Origin of the sequence: Lysinibacillus sp. NPDC097231 (genome assembly GCF_044761885.1) — a bacterium.
In the GTDB taxonomy this organism is placed as follows: domain Bacteria; phylum Bacillota; class Bacilli; order Bacillales_A; family Planococcaceae; genus Lysinibacillus.
Map to the genome: position 1 here is coordinate 1 of NZ_JBIWDH010000004.1, position 21822 is coordinate 21822.

Annotated in this window: 21 protein-coding genes and 1 pseudogene; 5 read left to right on the forward strand and 17 right to left on the reverse strand. The window is 38.4% G+C overall.

Features of this window, described 5'->3' with window-relative positions; genetic code table 11:
* The 8 genes and pseudogenes from ACIQXF_RS04210 to ACIQXF_RS04245 form a co-directional block, all read right to left on the reverse strand.
* On the reverse strand, positions 1-608 hold a 608-nt coding region (locus tag ACIQXF_RS04210; protein WP_402779497.1), incomplete at its 3' end, for an IS110 family transposase.
* Positions 609-1059: 451 nt separating this feature from the next.
* Complete coding sequence (gene dinG / locus ACIQXF_RS04215; RefSeq protein ID WP_402779499.1) at positions 1060-3834, reverse strand: ATP-dependent DNA helicase DinG; 2775 nt, start codon at positions 3832-3834, stop codon at positions 1060-1062.
* Positions 3835-4110: 276 nt separating this feature from the next.
* A complete protein-coding gene (locus ACIQXF_RS04220; protein ID WP_402779501.1) occupies positions 4111-6258 on the reverse strand; it encodes a 5'-nucleotidase C-terminal domain-containing protein in 2148 nt (715 codons plus the stop codon).
* 277 nt (positions 6259-6535) lie between these two features.
* Positions 6536-6919, reverse strand: a complete 384-nt coding sequence (gene panD / locus ACIQXF_RS04225; protein ID WP_402779503.1) for an aspartate 1-decarboxylase — start codon at positions 6917-6919, stop codon at positions 6536-6538.
* A gap of 1 nt (position 6920) precedes the next feature.
* Entirely contained in the window at positions 6921-7775 is an 855-nt protein-coding gene (gene panC / locus ACIQXF_RS04230) for a pantoate--beta-alanine ligase (RefSeq protein ID WP_402779505.1), read from the reverse strand.
* Entirely contained in the window at positions 7775-8611 is an 837-nt protein-coding gene (gene panB, locus ACIQXF_RS04235) for a 3-methyl-2-oxobutanoate hydroxymethyltransferase (protein WP_402779507.1), read from the reverse strand. Before panB ends, panC begins: the two co-directional genes overlap by 1 nt.
* A 400-nt stretch (positions 8612-9011) precedes the next feature.
* Positions 9012-9640 (reverse strand): annotated as a pseudogene (locus tag ACIQXF_RS04240) (lysostaphin resistance A-like protein).
* Positions 9641-9653: 13 nt separating this feature from the next.
* Complete coding sequence (locus ACIQXF_RS04245; protein WP_402779509.1) at positions 9654-10325, reverse strand: TetR/AcrR family transcriptional regulator; 672 nt, start codon at positions 10323-10325, stop codon at positions 9654-9656.
* A 219-nt stretch (positions 10326-10544) separates the two neighbouring features.
* On the opposite strand from ACIQXF_RS04245, the gene ACIQXF_RS04250 reads away from it, so the two are divergent.
* From ACIQXF_RS04250 to ACIQXF_RS04265, 4 genes are all read left to right on the forward strand, one after another.
* Positions 10545-10856: a PadR family transcriptional regulator gene (locus tag ACIQXF_RS04250; protein ID WP_402779511.1), complete on the forward strand. Its 312-nt coding sequence runs from the start codon at positions 10545-10547 to the stop codon at positions 10854-10856.
* Position 10857: 1 nt separating this feature from the next.
* On the forward strand, positions 10858-11457 hold the full coding sequence (locus ACIQXF_RS04255) for a DUF1700 domain-containing protein (protein WP_402779513.1): 600 nt from the start codon (positions 10858-10860) through the stop codon (positions 11455-11457).
* Positions 11457-12284: a DUF4097 family beta strand repeat-containing protein gene (locus tag ACIQXF_RS04260; RefSeq protein WP_402779514.1), complete on the forward strand. Its 828-nt coding sequence runs from the start codon at positions 11457-11459 to the stop codon at positions 12282-12284. The genes ACIQXF_RS04255 and ACIQXF_RS04260 overlap by 1 nt, the downstream gene beginning before the upstream one ends.
* A 284-nt stretch (positions 12285-12568) precedes the next feature.
* Positions 12569-13093, forward strand: a complete 525-nt coding sequence (locus ACIQXF_RS04265; protein WP_402779516.1) for a GNAT family N-acetyltransferase — start codon at positions 12569-12571, stop codon at positions 13091-13093.
* Positions 13094-13194: 101 nt separating this feature from the next.
* Here the strand turns inward: ACIQXF_RS04265 and ACIQXF_RS04270 are convergent, their stop codons facing one another.
* From ACIQXF_RS04270 to ACIQXF_RS04295, 6 genes are all read right to left on the reverse strand, one after another.
* A complete protein-coding gene (locus ACIQXF_RS04270; protein ID WP_402779518.1) occupies positions 13195-14178 on the reverse strand; it encodes a biotin--[acetyl-CoA-carboxylase] ligase in 984 nt (327 codons plus the stop codon).
* A gap of 250 nt (positions 14179-14428) precedes the next feature.
* Positions 14429-15607 carry a CCA tRNA nucleotidyltransferase gene (locus tag ACIQXF_RS04275; RefSeq protein ID WP_402779520.1) on the reverse strand — a complete coding sequence of 393 codons (1179 nt, stop codon included), beginning with the start codon at positions 15605-15607 and terminating at the stop codon, positions 14429-14431.
* Positions 15594-16739: an N-acetyl-alpha-D-glucosaminyl L-malate synthase BshA gene (bshA, locus tag ACIQXF_RS04280; RefSeq protein WP_402779522.1), complete on the reverse strand. Its 1146-nt coding sequence runs from the start codon at positions 16737-16739 to the stop codon at positions 15594-15596. Before bshA ends, ACIQXF_RS04275 begins: the two co-directional genes overlap by 14 nt.
* A gap of 33 nt (positions 16740-16772) precedes the next feature.
* Positions 16773-17177 carry a methylglyoxal synthase gene (mgsA, locus tag ACIQXF_RS04285; protein ID WP_402779524.1) on the reverse strand — a complete coding sequence of 135 codons (405 nt, stop codon included), beginning with the start codon at positions 17175-17177 and terminating at the stop codon, positions 16773-16775.
* Between the two features lie 18 nt (positions 17178-17195).
* A complete protein-coding gene (gene dapB / locus ACIQXF_RS04290) occupies positions 17196-17993 on the reverse strand; it encodes a 4-hydroxy-tetrahydrodipicolinate reductase (protein ID WP_402779526.1) in 798 nt (265 codons plus the stop codon).
* Complete coding sequence (locus ACIQXF_RS04295; RefSeq protein WP_402779528.1) at positions 17993-18328, reverse strand: nucleotide pyrophosphohydrolase; 336 nt, start codon at positions 18326-18328, stop codon at positions 17993-17995. The genes dapB and ACIQXF_RS04295 overlap by 1 nt, the downstream gene beginning before the upstream one ends.
* Positions 18329-18442: 114 nt before the next feature.
* Here ACIQXF_RS04295 and ACIQXF_RS04300 point away from each other — a divergent pair, with 114 nt between their 5' ends.
* Positions 18443-19312: a YitT family protein gene (locus tag ACIQXF_RS04300; RefSeq protein ID WP_402779530.1), complete on the forward strand. Its 870-nt coding sequence runs from the start codon at positions 18443-18445 to the stop codon at positions 19310-19312.
* A gap of 110 nt (positions 19313-19422) precedes the next feature.
* Here the strand turns inward: ACIQXF_RS04300 and ACIQXF_RS04305 are convergent, their stop codons facing one another.
* From ACIQXF_RS04305 to ACIQXF_RS04315, 3 genes are all read right to left on the reverse strand, one after another.
* Positions 19423-20097, reverse strand: coding sequence for a zinc metallopeptidase (locus ACIQXF_RS04305; protein WP_402779817.1), 675 nt, complete (start codon positions 20095-20097; stop codon positions 19423-19425).
* A 60-nt stretch (positions 20098-20157) separates the two neighbouring features.
* The gene (gene lhaT, locus ACIQXF_RS04310; protein ID WP_402779819.1) at positions 20158-20754 is read right to left on the reverse strand and encodes a lipoprotein heptaprenylglyceryl N-acetyltransferase LhaT; all 597 of its coding nucleotides are present in this window, start codon (positions 20752-20754) and stop codon (positions 20158-20160) included.
* Positions 20755-20989: 235 nt separating this feature from the next.
* Positions 20990-21784, reverse strand: coding sequence for a menaquinol-cytochrome c reductase cytochrome b/c subunit (locus tag ACIQXF_RS04315; protein ID WP_402779532.1), 795 nt, complete (start codon positions 21782-21784; stop codon positions 20990-20992).
* Positions 21785-21822: the final 38 nt, after the last annotated feature.

The following is a 21822-nucleotide window of genomic DNA, read 5'->3' on the forward strand; positions in this document are numbered from 1 at the left end:
GTATTGACCTTTAAACGATTTTTAATAATCGTTTTTGAATGGGCCTGTAAAAGTGCGGGGTGCGGATATAGTTGTACAATATTTAAAAATAGTGCTGAACTCGGTGTAATCAGCTTTTCTAATTCTGGAAAACTCAGCTGTAAAATGGCATGCATTCTACTTTTGAGTAAAATGATTTCTTCGTCAATTTCATCGTAATAACGAGTCAGTGCACGCATCTGTTCATAATAATCGTCTTGTATGTACGTTGTTTCGCGTTCCATTCTGAAATGTGTCTTCGCGAGTTCATGGGCATCACTGATATCGGTTTTATTGCGACGCATCGTTGCCATCTGTAAATTCGCTTCAAGTGGATTCATGCGGCAGTATGCATAGCCGTAATCTTTGAAAAACGCTTCGAGAGGTTTTGAATAGATGCCTGTTGCTTCAAATACGATATCTGGCGCTTGTCCATCTTGCTTTGTCATCTCTTCCATTCGTTCGTGTAATCGCTCGAAATCACCCCGTGTATGATGTAGCACACCTTCAAACTCACATTGGCGGTGATCATCATAAATCGCTACGGTACTTTTTCCTTTACTGACATCTAACGCAATGACATGTTTCATCTCATTCTTCTCCTTTTGACCAATCATAGAAGCCTTCACAGTACCTTATCGATTCCACTTTCTTATACACGATCTCTTTGGACCCAACATACTAAACTGATTCATATAAGGGCATGAAGTTAGCCGGTTTTATATACGGACTCACAAATGGTCCCAGAGGCTAGTCGGCTTTTCTTCACTTCTACTATAAAAAAATAGTAGCACAAACCATGGCCTTGGTTTGTACTACTATTGTTAGTATGTTTTGTTTTCTTAGATATAGTTCGATTCAATCTACCCTCTATTTTATCTCCTCAGCAATGATATATATCATTTTTCTAATTAAACTAAACTTCACCGTTAGTTCAAAAAAGAAAAAAAGAGCACCAATGCAGCTCAATTTGAACTACGCCCCACTTGTTAGACATACCATCTAACAAGTGGGCGCAATTCAACCTAGGGGGTTTAACATTTATTTCTGCCAATGATTAAGTTCCTTTAACAACTCTGGTAGCTGCACTTTCTTTACATCAATCGGTGGTAAAGCTTTGATAAATTCCTTGCCGTACGATTTTGTCGTAATGCGGCGATCCAACACAATAAAGGCTCCTTTATCCTGTGATGATCGAATTAACCGGCCAAAGCCCTGTTTAAAGCGCATGATAGCTTCTGGTAATGATAACTCATTAAAGGAATTGCGGCCTTGTGCAGTAATATGTTTAGCACGCGCCTTAAATACAGGCTCTTCTGGCGAGGAAAACGGCAGGCGTACAACAATAACGGATGCAAGTGCATCACCCGGCACGTCCACGCCTTCCCAGAAGCTATTTGTACCAAAGAGAACGGCATGGCTGAACTTTTGGAATGATTTCAGGATTCGCATACGACTACCACCCGTAACACCTTGTGCAAAAAGCATATAATCATCAAGAAGTTCGCTATCTTGAATAAGCTCAACCGTTTTTCGCAGCATATCCTGTGCGGTAAATAGAACAAAACAGCGTCCTTCAGTCATTCTCACTGTTCGTGTAATCGCGTGGGCGACAGCTTCAATATATTCGTCCTGTGACACATGTTGAATATCAGGCATATCTGTGACAATAAATGCCTTCGCTCCTGCATAGTAGGCTGGAGGCGCCTGTAGCTTTGTTACTTCCACACTATCAGCAATACCAAGCTGCCGAGTCACAAAACGCTCATTTTCTGGTACAGTTAGTGTTCCCGAAGTCCAGACAATGCTTGCCTGCTTACGTAGCGGTGCAAGCACTTTTTCAATTATAGGGGTAACATTAACAGGCTTTTTAAAGACATGCAAGCTACCTGGAACACTCCGTAAATCAAACTCTAGCCATACTGAATTATCATTATGTGGCAATAGGAAAATTTCCTCCCACTCCGCGATTTTCACTTTCATTTCACGGATCCAATAATGCCACTCAGATAATATATAGAGCTCGTTTTTATCTAATTGCTCAATATTGTTTTCAAAGCTCTGCCCTATTTCTATCGCGAGATCAAGCCATTGTTGCGTGAGCTTGCTCACTTGTAAAAGCGGTTCTTTTGCTAGCAATACATCCTCTAAAAATAAGGTGCATTTACTACTCGCTTGTCTACCTTTTATTTGTTGCTGCATTTTTTGAACCGCTCGCTGAATCGTTTCATCAAATGCTCTTTGTAGGCGTATAAATTGTGCATCTAGTCGCTGCAAGCTTTGCATAGGAACACGCTGTTTTTTCTTTGCTGCCTGACTAAATTGCTGGAATAATGCCGTTTCCTCCATCGTTCCAATTTGTCCAAAAATGTACTTCCACTGTGTATAGGAGAAGACAATCTCGTCCTGTTGCATGGCGGCCTGTACAAATTGATGGGCTTCGTCAATAATCCACCCATCGATTTGTGTAAAAATCGGTGTTTGACGGACTAAATCACTAAGTACCATGGAATGATTGGTTACAATACAATCGGCAAATTCACTATTTCTTAATGCTTGCTCATAGAAATCAAAGCTGCGAGAAGGTTTGTCAACAGGCATTTTACGGATTTTCTCTAAAAATAGCTGTCCACCACCTGAAACATTGAGCTCACTTAACACGCCTGTTTCTGTTTTGGTAAGCCACACAAGAATCTGCAAAATTGTAAAGGTATCATCATAGGACTCATCTGCATAAGCCATACATTGTTCAAAGCGTGCAAGATCAATATAATGCTGCATGCCCTTAAGAACAGCAATATTTACTTTAGTGCCAAGGATTTTTTCGATCTTCGGTAGTTCTTCCTCAACAAGCTGCTCCTGTAGGTGTGATGTATATGTGCTAATCGCTATTTTTTTATCGACAGCTCGAGCATATAATATCGTAGGGAGTAGATAACCTGCTGTCTTACCAATACCTGTAGAGGCCTCTATAACGCACTCCCTTTTGTCATTTAGAGCCTGCCAAATAGTGTCCATCATCACGAATTGCGCAGGTCGTTGCTCAAAATTTGGCATGGCCTTTGTCATTAATGATGTTTTGTCAGCTGCTGTTTGCGGGTACGATACAATTTCTTCCGCATTATTCGTACGCTTTTTTCGTCCATCACAAACGGCCAAATTGCGGTAGTAGGAGACATTTTCATTGGCAGTTAAATGCTGTCGTTTAATTTGCAAAGCCTCGAAGAAAAGCTGGGATAAATTTGATTTCAATTTGAATGAGCGTTTATGCATTTGTTCGAGGGTTAACTGCGGGAGACTAAGTAGCTCCTTCCAGCAACGTTTAAAGAGCTCAGCCGTTGCACGTGCATCGTCGTCCGCTCTATGCGCATTTGTTAGCTCTATATTTAAATCCGCCGCTAAATCACCTAACTTAAAGCCTAGTGACATAGGGAACAAGATTTTCGCAAGCTCAACCGTATCCATCTTTTTTCCCTGCCATTTTGGTAAACCAGCACGCTTAAACTCTGCTTGTAAAAAGGATAAGTCAAAATCCGCATTATGCGCGACAAATACACAATCAGCAAGCAGTTCATATATGTAGTCGGCATGTGCCTCAAACGGCAAGGCATCCTTAACATCCTCATCCGTAATATGCGTTAGATCCTGAATGAAAGACGGAATGGCTTTACCCGGATAAATAAACTTCGTATACGTTTGTTCAATATTCCAATCTTTCATAATAACAATTGCGATTTGAATCATTCGGTCCCCATTCGCTGGTGAATGACCAGTTGTCTCCAAATCCACAATCGCATATTTTTGACTCTCCATCATACATCTCAACTCACAGTTCACATTAGATAAGAAGAATTTTATCATATATTTGGCTCAGCGGCATCCTTTCTCCCCCTCATGTTTACTATGCTGACTTATTAGAATTAGTATATGGTTGAAATTTTGAATCACTTCAATTACGTACATTTTTAAAATAAAAAACCGCAACCTTAGAGGAATTTATCCTAAGATTGCGGAAAGATCATAATATGAATAGTTCTTGAATGTGAAATCCTATGAATAGGGTTTCATTTTCAAGCTATCCTAAGTCACATATTATTGTTTTTTGGCAAGATCAACAATACGACCTTCAGTTGTCGTTTTCACTTCTTTTAATGACTGCAATTGCTCCTGTAGGTTTTCCCAATCAGATAAGCCTAAATCAGTGACACGGCCATCTTCATAAGCTTTACCAAACATATCTAAGCCGTCCCCACCTTTAGCAGTGTATGCATTCGTTGCTACTGTATATGTTTTACCATCCTCTATTGCTACATACTTACCTGTTGCTTTATCAAAATATTCGATAGATACAACACGTGAGCCTACTTCTTTAGAGGAATCATATTGTAGTTTTCCCCCAGCAATGTGTAGGAAGCCACCATTTTCCTTTGGTGCATTTTTCAAAGACACTTCAAATGCTGCCTTTAACTCAGCACCAGTGGCATCCATTAATGCTAATGTGTTACCAAATGGTAATACTGTGATCACCTGACCGATTGTAATTTTGCCTGCTGGGATCGCTTCTCGGATCCCTCCTCCATTTTGTAATGCCATCACAACAGTTTTATCTGTATATTTTTGTGCCTTTGCTAGCATGCCATCCGTAATAATATTACCAAGAGCGGTTTCATTGCTACGTACACTTTCAAGGCTCGTTTCACTTTCGCGTGGGTTAGCTAACGCTTCTTTCAGCGTTACACCGATTTCTTTGTTGTTCAATTCGTCTACTTTTGCTTTATAAGGTGCTAGTAGTTTCACTAATGCCTCGTCCTCTACAACTTTACCAAGGTCGATTAATTCGCCATCATACTCTGTTACAACACCTTTATTATTAAATGTTACATCAAGTGTACCTAAATATTTTACGTACTCATTAGCTTGTACGATTAATGTGGCATCTTTTGCTTCGCCTACTGTGTTTGTCTCAACAACGATTGGCTTTTCTAATTTTGTATGGTCATGAGCACCAACGATGACATCAATGCCTGGTACATTTTTCGCTAGTAAAATATCATTATCCACTTTTGGATTATCATTGAAACCGATATGTGTTAAAGCGATAATCTTGTTGACACCCATTCCTTCAAAAGCAGCTACTGCTTTTTTCGCTTCATCGATATAATTTGTAAAAGTTACTTTTTCTGGAGAAGCAATATCTTTCGTTTCTTCCGTCGTTAGGCCGAAAATACCCACTTTTTCTCCATTAATTTCTTTAACTATGCCTGAATAAATTTTACCATTTTCAGGTTCGCTTGAAATTAAATCTGTAAATAAACCTGTAAATTTATCATCTGCTGAGAAATCTGTATTAGCATCCACAAATGGGAATTTAGCAGCTTTAACAAAGTCTGCTAATGCTTGATGTCCTTCAGGTGATGCACCTAAATCAAATTCATGGTTACCAAATACCATTGCGTCAAAACCAATTTCATTTAATAGCGTTAAATCTGCTTGCCCATGGAATTCGTTGAAGTATAATGTACCGTTAAATGCATCGCCAGCATGTAATGTTAGGACATTTTCCTTAGCTTTACGTTGCTCTTTTACAACTGTTGCTAATTTAGGTAATTCATTTGCTCGAGCATGTGTATCATTTACATGTAAAATCGATAATGAAAATGCATCTTCTGGTGTCTCAGGTTTTTCAGGAGTCTCTGGCGTTGGCGTTTCTGGGTTTAATTTTGTTAGGGCTTCTGTAATCAATGTTGCCAGCTGTCCACGTGTAACATTTTCACTAGCCCCATGGTTTTTAGCACTTTCTAGCTCTGGTAATGTTGGAATAGACGCTAAGATTTTCGCCAGATCACCATGAGTAATCGTTTGGTTAGGACGGAATGTGTTGTCCCCATAGCCTGAAATGACGTTTAATCCTACAAGCGCTGCAATTGAGCCGTAATAAGGATTTGATGCATCAATATCCTTAAAGTTTGGATTCGCAACTTCTTCTATATCCAGCGTTAATGCGCCTGCAATCACTTTTGCAGCTTGTCCGCGTGTGATATTCGCATCAGGTTTGAATGTGCCATCTGGGTAACCGTGGATAATACCTGCTCCATAAAGGTTAGCAATGCCTTCAAAATCTGCATGACTTTCTTTTACGTCTACAAAAGGACTAGCTGCCGATGCTGGCGCTACCGCTACCGCTGTTACAGCCAATGCCGATGCAGTTGCTGTTAAAAACTTTTTACGTTTATTTTCCATACAAATGATACCTCCACTAGTAAAATGATGTACTAACAACTAAATTCTACATAAATATAACACAAAATACTAGAACATTTGTAAAATTATAATCTTTTAACACTAGTTTAATAGTAATTAAAGCAAAATTTCACCAACTACTTTTGTAACAGATTCGATCTCGAAAAAAAGGAGGATTGGCTATTCGGCTACAATAGTAGAGCCTCGCCATCCTCCTATTTAATATCTACTTACAACTGTTATACCCTTTGTTGTATCAGTGAAACATTGTCCTACATTACATCACCGTTGCTTCTGGCTCATACGCAATCATTTCGTTAATCGTATTGCCCTCTCCCATTATGGCTACAGTAGGTTTATGATCTTTTGCCTCTTCGTTATCTACATATGCATAAGAAATAATAATCACAATATCTCCACGTTGTACTAGGCGTGCTGCTGCACCGTTGACACAAATAACGCCTGATCCACGCTCGCCTGCAATAATATAAGTTTCAAAACGTGCCCCATTGTTATTATTCACAACATGCACTTTTTCGTTTGGAAGCATACCTACTGCATCTAAAATATCCTCATCAATCGTAATGGATCCAACATAGTTTAAATCTGCTTGTGTCACTGTTGCGCGGTGGATTTTACTGTTCATCATCATTCGTAACATTTTACAATCCTTCTTTCACATTAAAGATACAATTATCAATTAAACGAGTTTTACCAATATAGACAGCTGCTGCTAAAAGTACCTGCTTAGTTTCAGCAGTTGCTGGTGTTAAATCTGGATACGCTAATAGCTCAATATAGTCAATTTTGCCATGTGTACGTGCTTCAATATGTGTCTTTGCTATTGCAAGGGCATTCGCTGCATCACTATGTGCCAAAAAGTTATCACGAGCAAGCTGTAGTGCTTCATTTATTGCAGGTGCCTCTTGACGCTCCATTTCACTTAAATACACATTGCGAGAAGATTTGGCTAAGCCGTCTTCCTCACGTACAATCGGTACTACTCGCATTTCCAATGGGAAATTAAAATCGCGCACCATTGTAGCAATAATCGCAACCTGCTGTGCATCCTTTTGTCCAAAATAAGCTCGTGTCGGCTGAGCTAGGTGAAATAATTTTGACACAACCTGTAAAACACCATCAAAATGTCCTGGTCGGCTCGCTCCACAAAGAATGGTTGCCTGTTCTCCAGCATGAATACGGATACCCCCATCTTGAGGATACATTTCTTCAACACTTGGTGCAAAAACAATATCTACACCAACAGACTCTGCCAAAGCAGTATCTCTCGGCAAGTCACGTGGATAGCTTTCAAAGTCCTCATTCGGTCCAAATTGTGTTGGATTGACAAAGATACTCATCACGACTAGATCATTTTCGGTACGAGCGGTTTTAGCTAGCGTTAAATGACCCTCATGTAAATAGCCCATTGTTGGAACAAGGCCAATTGTTTGTTGAGCTTGCTTAGCTACTTGGATTTCTGCAGTTAATGCTTGAATTGTTGTTACAACTTTCATTACTTTACGCCTCCATATAGCTGATCCAATGCTTCCTCTTTCATAGTGAAGAAATGTCTTGGGGCAGGGAATGTACCTGCCTTTACCGCTTCCACATAATCAGTAATTCCAAGGCGTGCTTGTTGTCCCATATCTGCAAACTGTTCCACAAATTTTGGTACATGATGTGAGCCGTAGCTAAGCATGTCATGATAAACCAAAACTTGCCCATCTGCCTCTACACCAGCACCAATACCAATCGTTGGAATGATAAGACTAGCAGATACCATCTCTGTTAGCTGATGCGGAATACATTCTAAGACAACTGCACAAGCTCCAGCCTCTTGACATTTTTTCGCATCTTCAATAAGTTTTGTTGCCTGTTCAGCTGTTTTGCCCTGTACCTTATAGCCACCAAGCACCCCTGCCGATTGTGGCAGTAAACCTAAATGTGCTACCACTGGAATACCAGCTGATGTTAATTTTCGAATCACTGGTATAACCTCATCGGCACCTTCCAACTTTAGTGCATCTGCACCCGTTTCCTGCATCATGGAAACTGCTGTTTTCAATGTCTCGTTTACATCGCCATGGTATGAACCGAATGGCATATCAACAACAACAAATGTATTCTTTGCCCCTCGTCGCACAGCTTTTGCATGATGAACCATATCCGCTACTGTTACGGGCATTGTAGAATCATAGCCTAGCACTACCATCCCTAGTGAATCTCCCACTAGAATCATATCGACGCCTGCATCCTCGGCAAATCTTGCAGCAGGGAAATCATATGCAGTTAGCATAACAATTTTCTCACCTGCTGCCTTCATCTTTAAAAAATCTGAAGTCGTTCTCATCGTGTAGTCCTCCTTTTTTTCAGGAAAGAAAACAGAAAAACCCTTCTGTTCCTAAAATGGACAGAAGGGTAGTGTATCGTTCGTTGTCAAAATTACCTCTTCTTTAATACATGAATAGAGGCCATAACTTGATTTATAGGTATATCTTAGAAAGAATAACCCACTTTTGTTCAATCAAGTTATATTTGTTGAACGCATCGTTTTCTTCCGTCCCTGTCTTTAAAAGATCAAGGCAGATATTTGTTGTAAATGGGTCTTGCGTTTTTGAAGGTGCCGTTCACAAATGGATACTGCCCTTCAGCACATACTATAACAGATTTCCCTACTAATCTTCAAATATTATTTTCTAACAATTACGATTACCATTTTTACCTTTCACCAAATAATTCAAAAATCATCATCATTGTCCATCGCTAAAAATCCGAATTTTAGATTTTTGATAAACAATAAAAAGAAACAACGCAAATAAGAATGTGAATAAACCAGACGTTACATTTGTCACTGGAATATAGACATTCCAAAATGAATTGATTAAAGCGTGGAAAATAATACAGCGAAAAATACTTTTAGTAGATAGATAAATAATTGTTATTAAAAAAGATAGCGCTAAAGCTGTTAAAGAAAACCACAGAAAGTTCATATTCATTTGATTTGATCCATTTACAAACCATAATGGCAAATGCCAAACCGCCCAAATAATACCCACAATAATTGTACTTGTGAAAGGTGACCATCTTTTTTGTAATGTAGGCTGTAAAAAAGCAGCAAATGCCAATCCGATTGCAAATATGTACCAAGATACCAGATGCTTAGGATTTTTTACATTATGGATAAATGATTTGAACTCTTCTTCAGTTGAATATTTTTTTTCAACCAAATCTCACAAATAGCTGGAGTAATTCCGCCGAGAATAAATAATAGCATTGATATTGCATTTCCAAACTTCAGCAAATTTAGCTGTGTTAATAAGACTAAAATTTCCCATACTATCCAAGACGTAGCAAAGGTATAAAATAGAAATTTCCTTATCTCTAATCCTACCTTATTCCTCTCCTTCTCTCCTGCCTAATAGTAATAATACGGATTTGCAAAATGTATTCATCAAACGAATTTCATCTAACTGCACATGTTTATTTAGGAACATTCCGTAACATTTTTGCAAAACAACGTCTCTCACAATGCCATCAATGGATGTCATCATAAAAGTAGATAACTCCTCTATCGAAATCTCAAGCTGAAAGTATCCTGAAGTGATTCCCTCATGAATTGAATGAAAAATTTGTTGCATCAAATATTGTCCACTTTCATTCTCAACAATGTTCGATAAAATTTTCTTTTGTCTATCTGGATTGTTTGCACATAAAATGGTGAGCTCAAATTGTATTTTGCCAACTGTTGATACGTTTTCCTTTATATACTCCCCTAGAAAAGTAAATAATTTGATAATTGTTTTTGTAGGAGAATTGCTTGTACTTATAATTTCATCAATAATTTGTTTATAGTCTGCATTAGCATTTACTTGATTAATGACATCAACAAGTATTTCATCCAAGTCTGAATAATAACGATAAATACCACCTTGACTTACCCCTGACGCTTTAATAATATCTCTCATCGTAATGTCAAAGAGCGGCTTTACCTTACATACTTCAATGGCTGCTTCTAAGATCTTCTTCTTCTTTTCCAGCACATATTCATGGCTTACCTTTGGCATTATATCTACCTCCTACATTTAAAATGACGCTAGTGTCATTTTTATTGTAATCAATATACCTTTTATTATCAATTTAAAATGACACTACCATCATTTTATTATCATAGGAATTTTTTAATAAAATTTGACAATTAATTCTTCATGTAATATACTTCCAACATACTATACGCCATATAATATAAAACCTAGTATAGGTAATACAATGTGAGGTGAGAGAAGATGACATTTCAGCTTGGCTCTGCTTTACTTGATGCTTGTGTGCTTGCCATCGTCGATAAAGAGGATGCTTATGGCTACTCATTAACACAGCAAGTACAATCTGTGATGGATATATCAGAATCTACGCTGTACCCAGTATTACGTCGTTTACAAAAAGCAACTTTCTTAACGACCTACGATCAGCCTTACCAAGGCAGAAATAGACGCTATTACCAAATTACCGAACAAGGTCGAAGAAGATTACTGGAGCTATTAAAAGAATGGCAAATGTATAAAGAAAAAGTTGATTGTGTACTTTTAGGAGGGAAATAAGATGGATAGAGCAAGCTATTTGAAAAAGCTAAGGGGGAAATTACAACGTCTTCCAGCGCATGAGATTGATGCAGCGCTTGCCTATTATGAGGAATATTTCGATGAAGCAGGAGAGGAAAATGAACAGCAGGTTATTCAACAACTAGGTTCCCCCTCTCATGTTGCATCACAAATAATGGCGGACTCTGCAATAAAAGATTTAGAAGCGACCTCAACTTCTACTAAAAAGAACGTGACTGCGATTTGGCTTATCATTCTAGCTATATTATCTGCCCCGCTTTCATTGCCATTACTTGCAGTAGCTATAGCACTTATTTTTTCATTCGGTGCGGTTATCTTCAGCTTTGTCTTTGCGATCATAGCAACTGTACTTAGTATCTTTTTCGCTGGAATCGTTGCACTTATTTCTGGCTTCTTCATATTAAATCAGCATTGGCCGACAGCGTTACTCTTTATGGGCGTTGGCTTTATTGTAACAGGTCTGGGTATCCTGCTGTCCCCAATCGTTGCTCGCATGATCAAAAAAATCGTGGTTGTTTGTGTTGAAGCATTAGGTAAACTATTCCACAAAATAACGAAGAAGCGTAAGGAGGGATACTAATGACGTCTAAACATACCCATATTGCCATTACGATGATTGCTTTAGGCATACTGTTAGCTTTCGTTGGTTATTTCTCTGGTGGGAAGTGGAGTTTTGTGTTAAATGATGAAGGGATCCAATTGTCAAATAAACTAGTAAGCAATTCTTATGACTTAGATGATTTCACTAACATCAATGTTTTCAATGACTATGGTGATGTTGAAATTGTGACTAGTGATCGTTATGCATTAGAAACGAAAGTTGTTGAAGATGGTGATGTTACATATAGCATTAAAGATAGTACATTAACAATTGAAACAAAGAGTAAGAAAAAGGATGGTTTACAATTTGGATTTTTTAACTATAGTACTCCTTCCATCAAAATCTATGTTCCAGCGGATGCAAAATTGAAAACCGTTGTCCTTGATAGTAATTTCGGGGATACAACCATTCGTGGGCTGAATTATCAGCAGTTAAATCTAATTGACGATTTTGGAGACATTATAGTTAAAGATACTACTGGTGATAAAACAGAGATCAGGCAATCATTTGGCGATTTAACTCTACAGCAATTTTCAAGCAATGGCTTAGTTGTCGACAGTAAGAATGGTGATATTCGCATTGATGGTACACTAAATGGTGAATCTGCTATTACGTCTAACTTTGGAGATGCTACACTTCACTTACAAAACAAAAAAGATGAACTTGGCTTTGAATTACAAACTAGCTTTGGGGATCTTACAGTTGATAAGAAGGAGCAAAACAGCAAAGTATCACAATTATATAAAGGTGATAACCAGTTAAAAGTAACACTGTCTAACGGTGACCTACAGTTAACGTTAGACTAAAATGAAATGAATTACTGTCTTACTACAATGAGTGTTTCAAGGTAGAATCACAACAATGTGATTCTGCCTTTTTAGTTGGAGTTTTAATCTTTCGCTCAAGTATCGGCAGTATTTTTCCCATTTATTGTATACTAATTTCTAATCTTTAAGCATAAATGATAATAGTAAGGAATTTTTGGCGAAGGTTCAGGAAAATGTTTGTTTGAACCACAGCGAATCAGCTTGGTTGCACCTGTCGTCTTGGGATGATAGATAAATTTTTATTAATTTTTGAGGTGATCAATATGAAAATTAGAAAAGCAAACATTCAAGATGCACAAGGTATCGGAAAAGTACATGTTGACAGTTGGCGAACGACTTATCAAGGCATTATTCCAGATGAGTTTTTGAATCAATTATCTTACGAACAGCGAACAGAGCTATGGAAGAAGAATATTTCAGATGCTACGAATTACGTACTGGTAGCAGAAAATGAACAAGGTGAAATAATCGGTTTTGCGACTGGTGGCACACGAGAAACAAATACAGAACCGAATTCAACTGATTTAACGTCTATATATCTTTTAGAAGAGTATCAAGGAAAGGGAATCGGGAAGCAACTACTCAAAGAAATATTCGGCTATTTTAAACAAAAAAGTTACGAAAAAGTATTTGTTGAAGTATTAGCTGAAAACAAAACACGTTATTTCTATGAATATTATGGTGCACAATATGTAAAAAACGTAGAAATTAAAATTGGCGGAAAAATATTAGAAGAGCTTATTTATGTATGGGATGATATGGATAAGGTTAGGGAGAAACTAATATAGCAGCTATTAAAAACTATTTTTTTCTCATAATAAAAAGAACGTATATCTTCATTCAAAAATATACGTTCTTTTATTTATTGGATTTTATAAAATAAAAGCTTTTATAAAATTTTTATATCTCCAGCATAAATTGTTCGGACTGTGCCATTATCCTCTGTTAGCTGTAGTACACCTTCATCCGTAACTCCACTGGCAATGCCTTCAAAGCGTTCACGTAAAGTTGTTACTTCAATGCGTTGCCCGATAGTACATGACATTTGTTCCCATAGCTTTTTAATGCTAGCAAAGCCCTCCTTCACGTATAGTTCCGTGAATTGTTCTAAATATTGTAAAATAGAGGCAACAAGGGCTGCACGATTAATTTCTTCACCTGCTGCTATTCGTAAAGATGTTGCAATATCGACAATTTCTGGTGAGAAATCTGATTCGACTTGGTTTGCATTTATACCTATACCTACAAGTAATGCTTGTACACGGTCTGCCTCAGCCTGCATCTCCGTTAATATACCTGTACATTTTTTCCCATTAATAAGTATATCATTTGGCCATTTAATGGCTGGCGCAACATGTTTATATAATGTTTTAATAGCCATTGTCACTGCAACTGCTACGACAAGTGTATACGATGAAGCTTGCTGAGGAGTAACATCTGGTCTCACAATAATGGTCATCCAAATCCCTGTGCCATTTGAAGATTCCCACAGACGCGCCATACGCCCACGTCCAGCAGTTTGTTCCTCCCCGATAATAATAGTGCCATGTGGAGCGCCTTCCTGTGCAAGCTTATGGGCAACTGTTTGTGTAGAATCTACAACATCAAAATAATGAATTTCACGTCCAAAATGTTCCGTATTTAAAAATAGTTCAATTTGTGTTGGACTTAAGCTATTTGGCACACCAGTCAGTACATAGCCTTTTTTCTTTACAGTTTCAAATGTGTAGCCTTCCTCCTGTAGCGACTGCATATGTTTCCATACAGCTGTACGTGACACACCAAGGGAATCTGCTAGCTCCTGACCCGAAACCGCTTCACCATTAGCAGCTAATATTCTTTTTAAAATTTCATCCTTCATGGAAATACTCATGCTAATCAATCCTTTAGTAAACTCTGCTATTTTGTTGTTCGGAAAATATTGATTCAATAGTATTTATCATACTGTATATTAGGACAATTGACCACATTCTCATTAAATATCTTTATATTCAGCTGTTTTGGATCTTTTTCTCTATTATTCCTTTGTGAAAAATTTAGGATCGAATGAATATAAAAAGGAACCGTCTCATTCGTTTTTTGAGACGGTTCCTCGGAATACAAATGATAAAAATCAAGGTTTATCATTCTTTTTTGAAATAATCGTGTTCTATCCAATTCTTTATCTGTTGTCGCTCATTAACCAGCTCGCCATTGACAACCGCTTCAAGCATCGCCTGCAACGCTTCTTTTACCCATGGTCCGCCTTTTTTTCCAGACCATTTTAACAAGTCAGAACCATTTACAACTAGCTCTTGCTTGTGTCTAATGGGAAGCTTTTTCTGTATTTCTTGAATACTTTGTTGAGGCATTTGAACGTCAAGCTGTCTCAGCTCAGCAAAATAACAAGCTGCCTCGAGTTCCTGTTGTGTATACATAAAATAATCCATATTCGTCCAGCCATTTTTTAAAGCTTTTAAAGCACCTAATACAGCCTTTACAAATGCCATCTCCTTATTTGATAAACGATAGTTACCTAGCACCTCTCGCCAATGATCACCTTGTAAAACTGCAAAATATGCCCAGCCTAATAGCTTGTCTTGTACGTTAAAATCACACCAATGATTAGCTTGAAAATCACCATTCAAATACGTCGCTAATCCACTTTCTTTAAGAATATTTATACCGTTGAAAACATCTTTCCCTACCCACAGTTTATCGAGTTCTGCCTTGATGCGCTCTTTAGCAATCCAAGAAATATCAGCAGCCTTGTCCTGCATTGCGTTCAACGTTTTTGATTCAATGTCAAAACCTAGCTGTGCTGAAAAACGCACAGCTCGTAGCATTCGTAAAGCATCTTCTGCAAAGCGTACCTGTGCGTCTCCAACTGCTCGAATGATACCTGCTTCAATATCTTGGCGCCCTCCGTAATAATCCACATAAGAACCATCGCGGCGCATCGCTATGGCGTTCATCGTAAAGTCACGACGCTGTAAGTCCTCTTTTAGTGAACGAACAAAACGCACATCCTCTGGTCTACGGTGATCGTTATATTCCCCATCTGTTCGATATGTCGTTACCTCCACAGATCCAGCTGGCACGATAACAAGTACCGTTCCATGCTGAATCCCAATATCAACTGTATGGTTAAAAACAGATTTCACTTCTTCTGGCATAGCATTTGTCGCCACGTCTACATCATGGGCAGGGCGGCCAAGTATTGCATCCCGCACTGCCCCACCAACGATAACTGCTTCAAAATCCGCGTGTTCTAGTTGGTCAATTACTGAATAGGCTGCTTGCCATTCTTTATTGTTTTGCATGATTTCTTTCAGCAACCTTCTCGTACAATTTTTCATATTGCTCAACTATTTTAGCTGAGTGGAACTTTTCATCGACAGCTCTGATAGCAGCTTCACGGAAACTTTGTAATTTTGCTTCGTCAGTCAATAGGTCTACCGCATATTCTGCCACTGCATCAGTATCTTCTAATTCAACTAGATAGCCATCCACACCGTGATCAATGACTTCTGGAATACCGCCAACAGCTGTTCCAATACAAGGTACACCACAAGCCATTGCTTCAAGTAAGACAAGACCAAACGATTCTTGCTGAGATAATAATAACTTAAGATCGCTTATAGAATACAATTCAGCCAAGTTCTCTTGCTTTCCTAAAAATAGTACGTCATTCATATATGGACTACCCTTTACTTGATCCATTACACGATGCTTCTCTGGGCCATCCCCCACTAATAATAATTTCGCCTTCATGTTCTTACGGATTTTCATAAAGGCATCAACAATATGCGGAAGATTCTTTATTTTACGGAAGTTAGAGACGTGAATAATAACCTTTTCATCATCTTGAATCCCAAATTGTTCCTTTAAGTTTCCTGGACTGCGCGGGGAGTATTCACGTTCATCAACAAAGTTGTAAATCGTTTCGATCGGCTTCACTGTATCAATCAGCTCGTAGGTTTGCTGCTTTAAAGCTTCTGACACAGTCGTGACGATATCAGATTTGTTAATGCCATACTTTATAGCCTGTGAAAGCGTGGAATCTTGCCCAAGCACCGAAATATCTGTGCCATGTAACGTTGTGACAATTCCAATATCTTGACCACTCATTTCTCGCGCTAAAACAGCACAGACAGCATGGGGGATTGCATAATGCACATGAAGTACATCCAGCTTTTCATCCTTAATGACGTCTGCCATTTTACTCGCTAATGCTATATCGTATGGGGGATATTGAAATACTGAATAATTATTAACTTCAACTTCATGGAAAAAGACGGTTGGATAAATTCTATTCAATCGAAATGGTACGCTTGAGGTGATGAAATGAATTTCGTGTCCCCTCTCTGCAAGCATTTTTCCTAATTCTGTTGCAATTACACCAGAGCCTCCAACGGTTGGATAACAGGTAATGCCAATTTTTAGCTTCTTCATTCGATTATCATCCTTTCTAAATCACGTCTTTTGTTAACTTCGTCCTTCTTGAATCAGTCTCCAATCCACAAAGCCTTCTTGTAGGCCTTTTAATAATATTTCTGCAGTTCCCATATTTGTTGCCAGTGGCACTTGGTAAACATCACAAAGACGAATAAGCGCAGAAACATCTGGCTCATGTGGTTGTGCTGTTAAAGGATCACGGAAGAAAATAACCATGTCCATTTCATTATTGGCAATCATCGCGCCAATTTGTTGGTCGCCCCCGAGTGGACCTGAGCGAAAACGTGACACCTCTAAACCTGTGGCTTCGATAACACGTTGGCCTGTTGTACCTGTGGCATATAGCGTATGCTCATTTAAAATATCTCGGTAAGCAATAGCAAACTGTACTAAATTATCTTTTTTGCGATCATGTGCAATTAATGCGATTTTCATAAAGTTCCATCCCAATCTTTAGATGATGTTTTCTAATCCATATACAAGTTGATCCATTTTCATAACTTCTTCTACGCAGAATGCTACGCCAGACATAAAGGAATTACGATTTAATGAATCATGACGAATCGTTAATAGCTGTCCATCCCCACCAAATAAAACTTGCTGGTGTGCCACTAGACCAGGTAAGCGAACAGAGTGGATGCGCATGCCATCAAACTCTCCCCCTCTTGCACCCTCGATCGTTTCTTTTTCCTCTGGATGTCCTTGCGTTTTTGAAGTTCTCACCTCTTGAATCAATTGTGCCGTTTTAACAGCTGTTCCAGACGGTGCATCAAGCTTTTGATCGTGGTGCATTTCAATAATCTCAACATCAGGTAAGTATTTTGCCGCTTCCTTGGCAAATTTCATCATCAAGATTGCCCCAATCGCAAAGTTTGGTGCAATAATGCAGCCTAGCTCTTTTTCTTTAGCAAGTGCTGATAATTCTACTAGTTGTGCATCTGTAAATCCTGTCGTACCAATTACTGGTCGTACATTTAAATTTAAAGCCTCTTTCGTATGCTTATACACTGCATGAGGATTTGTTAAATCCACTAATACGTCTGGTGCAGTTTTCTCAACAAGTTCATGCATATCTGTAAATATCGGTGCTGTATAAGTTGCTGGAAACATTTCTAAATCAGCTAAAGTTTTTCCTACTTCCTTATAATCTAGTACAGCTACTAATTCCATTTTGTCATGTTTCATGACCGTATGTACAGCTTCAGCCCCCATTTTGCCTCTAGGTCCTGCAATTGCTACACGAATTGACATTATTCCTCATCCTTTCTAGTCCAGCGATCTTTATCTCTAGTTTCAAATTTATGTATGACACGTAAAAGTGCTTCGTCTAATTTAATGCCCTGTGCATTAGCAAAGCACACTAAAACAAAGAAAAAGTCACCTAATTCTTCTTCAATACTATTCTCGCCCTCTGTGCTCTTTTTCTTTTTTTGCCCATAAACGTCTTGCACCTCGCGAGACAATTCACCAAGTTCCTCGGTTAAACGTGCAAGTAATTCGAATGGTGGAAAATAGCCTTCCTTAAATTGCCCAATATAATCATCAACGCGCTGCTGTAAAGCTTGCATTGTCACTTGTTCAGCCATCAAAATCACACTCCTACATACCATCGTATAAAATTGCACCATTGTTGTCAAAAACAATGAAATGTCAGATAATAGATAGCACTACTTCATTTGTTTGGAACTTCAGGAGGTCATATGCTAAATCAGATCAAAATTCGCAATATCATCGCAATAATGCTCGGAGCTGCAATTTTCAGCTTTGGTTTTGTCCACTTTAACATGCAAAATCAGCTTGGTGAAGGTGGCTTGAGTGGGATTACACTCATACTTTATTTTACACTAGGCTGGGACCCTGCTTTAATGAATTTACTATTAAATATCCCAATGTTTATTATTGGGTACCGGTTGCTTGGGAAAAAATCATTTATTTATACCCTTGTTGGAACTTTATCTGTATCTGTTTTCCTCAAAGTTTTCCAAAAATATCAATTTACCATTCATTTAGAAAACGATATGTTACTCGTTGCTCTTTTTGCTGGGGTTTTTGTTGGGCTTGGACTCGGTATCGTTTTTCGTTTCGGTGGTACAACTGGTGGTGTAGATATTTTGGCTCGTCTTGGGCATAAATATTTTGGCTGGAGTATGGGCAAAACAATGTTCATCTTTGATGCTATCGTTATTATCCTATCTTGGCTAACATTTTTAGATGCACGCTCTATGATGTATACTCTCGTTGCAGTATTTGTTGGCGCACGTGTAATTGATTTTGTTCAAGAAGGAGCATATGCAGCGCGTGGTGCACTTATTATTTCTGAGAAATCTAGCGCCATTGCTGAGATGATAGCTCTACGAATGGAACGTGGAATTACCATTTTAGAAGGTCATGGTCATTTTACTAAGCAAGAAAAGGAAGTTATTTATTGTGTAATTGGTCGCAATGAGGTAGTGCGTTTGAAATCCATCATTCATGAGGTAGATCCGCATGCCTTCGTCTCCATAATAGAGGTACGCGATGTTGCAGGAGAAGGCTTCACACTCGACGAACAAAAACAACCGATTCATTAGAAGGCTACTGTAATTACCTGTTCTCGGCAGTTATTAACTGTAAGGTCCATTTATACTTTCAACAGATAAAAAACTTGTTATAGTGGCAAACCACTACAACAAGTTTTTTATTAGTCGTCATTACGCATGTTTGTAAAGATTAACACTAAACGTAATAATTCTAGTACCGCTACTGCTGCTGCGGCAACATATGTTAATGCTGCAGCACTTAACACTTTTCGTGCTGGACGCTCTTCTTCATTTGTAATAATGCCAAGAGAATTCATTTGCACTAACGCACGCTTTGATGCATCGAATTCTACAGGTAACGTTACTAATTGGAAAACCACACCTGCTGCCAATAATAAGATACCTAAAAGTAGCATATTTGAACTACTTGCAAAAATACCAATCATGACAAATATCCAAGACATATTTGATGAAATATTAGCAACAGGAACTAGCTTACTACGTAAAGTCAGCATTGAATAAGCTTCTTTATGCTGAATGGCATGACCAACTTCGTGGGCAGCAACCGCAGCGCCTGCAATACTCGCCTCATAGAAATTACTTTCCGATAAAGCAACTGTTTTTGTCGCCGGATTATAATGATCCGACAACACACCTTGTGTTGGGACAACTCGTACATCATATAAGCCGTTCGCATCTAAAATCGCACGCGCTACCTCTGCACCTGTTTGTCCCTTCATTGTACGTTCTTTTGCAAACTTATTATACGTGCCCTTTACTTTCATCTGTGCATACAGCGGCAGTAACAGTATGATTGCAAAATAAACAATATACATGGTTGTTGACAATTTTCTAACCCCTTTCTACCTCGATACTATAATTCTATAATCAATACCCTAATTCGGCAAATATTTGCGCCACCTAATTGAGAAAATAGCAAGAAAGATACAAGCAATTGATAACCAAAACGTAAAATAGCCAATATAGCTTGTATAATCTGCTAAATCACGGTACATGGGCATTTGCCCAAATACATAATCAATGACGTCATTATGCAATGTCCAAACCGCTGCCACGGCTATATGCCAATAGGAAAAAACATACTTACCGATATAAAGAATTGCTTGAACAGCCATCGCAAAATGCGAGCCTACAAGCATCCACCCCTGCCATCCAATAGATCCTGTTTCAACTAGTGTCCAAATATTCATGACATCGGCCCATAATCCATATTTCACTAGTGTAACAAGAGCTAATACCTCCATCAGCGGCCAACGTTTCCCCATAATCCATGCTAATAAGACAAAGCAAAAAAACAAACTAGCAGTCGGACTATCTGGCACAAAAATATAAAAAATCGGCTTCGTGATAGCAAGCTGCCAACCATACCAATAATAGCCGTAAGCAGTCCCTAATAGATTAATAATGAGTAATAATAGTAAGAATGATTTATGTGTAAGGAGATACGAAATGTTTGCACGTGTAATTTGCATGATTAAAACTCCTTTATCTTCCGTCTTTACTAAGATGTCTTTTTTCACTGTTATTATGTATTGTATAGTTTACAATTTCACTACAATCTTCTTTCTTTTTGGTTGTAGACCACATTTACTTTCTCATTTCCCCTAAAATATTATATTGAGGGAACCTTTTTGATGCTTTAACAGTCTGATTATTATGTCGCTATAAGAAAAAAAGAGCCAGTTTCCTGACTCTTTCAAATTAAGCTTATTCTTTAGCTTTTAAGCTAGCAATAAATTCAGCTAATTGTTTCGCTTCTTCGTCTGTACCATTGAATTGACCAGGTGGCATAGTATTACGACCATTATGGATAATATCTTCAACTTCTTCAGCAGTTAGAGTATTACCAACTAATGCTGGAGCAGCTGGACCACCTTTTAAGTCAGCAGCATGACAACCGATACAAGTCTTAGCTTGTTCACCAGTGTCACCATTCCAAATGGCAAATCCTGGTAAAGATTCATCAATATCAACTTCAACTTCTTCTACAATGGCACCCATAGCTTTTTGAGCTTCCCAGTCGTGGTTCACAACTGACTCCCAAGTTAAGTAGAACATAGCAGCCAAAGTTAATAACATAAACGCAGTCGGTAACGGACGTTTAGATGGACGACGTTCTGGACTTTTATCTAAAAATGGCATTAATAATAGCGCCATAAATGCAATCCCTGGCATTACAATTGCTCCTATGACATTGTATGGACCAGAAGCAAATGAGTATTTTAATAATTGGTACACAAATAAGAAGTACCAGTCTGGTAGTGGTGTATAGGCTCTAGTTGGATCAGCCGGCCCTTCAAGTGGCGATGGATGTGCCACTGTTAGCAGTAAATAAGCAATTAAAAATACCGCACCTACCATCCATTCTTTTAGTAAGAAGTTAGGCCAGAAAGCTTCCGTCTTACCTGGATATTCGGAATAATCCTTTGGAACGTTCGGCATTCTGTGATTCGCTTTAATACGAGAATCACCAACAAATTTCATTCCTTTTCCGCGATGCATTTTGTCCCCTCCTTTAAAAAATCATCGAACCGTCAAGA

Excerpts from the sequence above, each read along its gene's own strand:
- ACIQXF_RS04260 (WP_402779514.1), top strand. The coding sequence starts at position 11,457 with ATGACGTCTAAACATACCCATATTGCCATTACGATGATTGCTTTAGGC.
- lhaT (WP_402779819.1), bottom strand. The coding sequence starts at position 20,754 with ATGCAAATTACACGTGCAAACATTTCGTATCTCCTTACACATAAATCA.
- dapB (WP_402779526.1), bottom strand. The coding sequence starts at position 17,993 with ATGTCAATTCGTGTAGCAATTGCAGGACCTAGAGGCAAAATGGGGGCT.
- panD (WP_402779503.1), bottom strand. The coding sequence starts at position 6,919 with ATGTTACGAATGATGATGAACAGTAAAATCCACCGCGCAACAGTGACA.
- ACIQXF_RS04295 (WP_402779528.1), bottom strand. The coding sequence starts at position 18,328 with ATGGCTGAACAAGTGACAATGCAAGCTTTACAGCAGCGCGTTGATGAT.
- ACIQXF_RS04220 (WP_402779501.1), bottom strand. The coding sequence starts at position 6,258 with ATGGAAAATAAACGTAAAAAGTTTTTAACAGCAACTGCATCGGCATTG.
- ACIQXF_RS04300 (WP_402779530.1), top strand. The coding sequence starts at position 18,443 with ATGCTAAATCAGATCAAAATTCGCAATATCATCGCAATAATGCTCGGA.
- panC (WP_402779505.1), bottom strand. The coding sequence starts at position 7,775 with ATGAAAGTTGTAACAACAATTCAAGCATTAACTGCAGAAATCCAAGTA.
- ACIQXF_RS04265 (WP_402779516.1), top strand. The coding sequence starts at position 12,569 with ATGAAAATTAGAAAAGCAAACATTCAAGATGCACAAGGTATCGGAAAA.
- ACIQXF_RS04275 (WP_402779520.1), bottom strand. The coding sequence starts at position 15,607 with ATGCAAAACAATAAAGAATGGCAAGCAGCCTATTCAGTAATTGACCAA.
- dinG (WP_402779499.1), bottom strand. The coding sequence starts at position 3,834 with ATGATGGAGAGTCAAAAATATGCGATTGTGGATTTGGAGACAACTGGT.
- bshA (WP_402779522.1), bottom strand. The coding sequence starts at position 16,739 with ATGAAGAAGCTAAAAATTGGCATTACCTGTTATCCAACCGTTGGAGGC.
- ACIQXF_RS04245 (WP_402779509.1), bottom strand. The coding sequence starts at position 10,325 with ATGCCAAAGGTAAGCCATGAATATGTGCTGGAAAAGAAGAAGAAGATC.
- ACIQXF_RS04255 (WP_402779513.1), top strand. The coding sequence starts at position 10,858 with ATGGATAGAGCAAGCTATTTGAAAAAGCTAAGGGGGAAATTACAACGT.
- ACIQXF_RS04305 (WP_402779817.1), bottom strand. The coding sequence starts at position 20,097 with ATGTATATTGTTTATTTTGCAATCATACTGTTACTGCCGCTGTATGCA.
- ACIQXF_RS04315 (WP_402779532.1), bottom strand. The coding sequence starts at position 21,784 with ATGCATCGCGGAAAAGGAATGAAATTTGTTGGTGATTCTCGTATTAAA.
- mgsA (WP_402779524.1), bottom strand. The coding sequence starts at position 17,177 with ATGAAAATCGCATTAATTGCACATGATCGCAAAAAAGATAATTTAGTA.
- ACIQXF_RS04270 (WP_402779518.1), bottom strand. The coding sequence starts at position 14,178 with ATGAGTATTTCCATGAAGGATGAAATTTTAAAAAGAATATTAGCTGCT.
- panB (WP_402779507.1), bottom strand. The coding sequence starts at position 8,611 with ATGAGAACGACTTCAGATTTTTTAAAGATGAAGGCAGCAGGTGAGAAA.
- ACIQXF_RS04250 (WP_402779511.1), top strand. The coding sequence starts at position 10,545 with ATGACATTTCAGCTTGGCTCTGCTTTACTTGATGCTTGTGTGCTTGCC.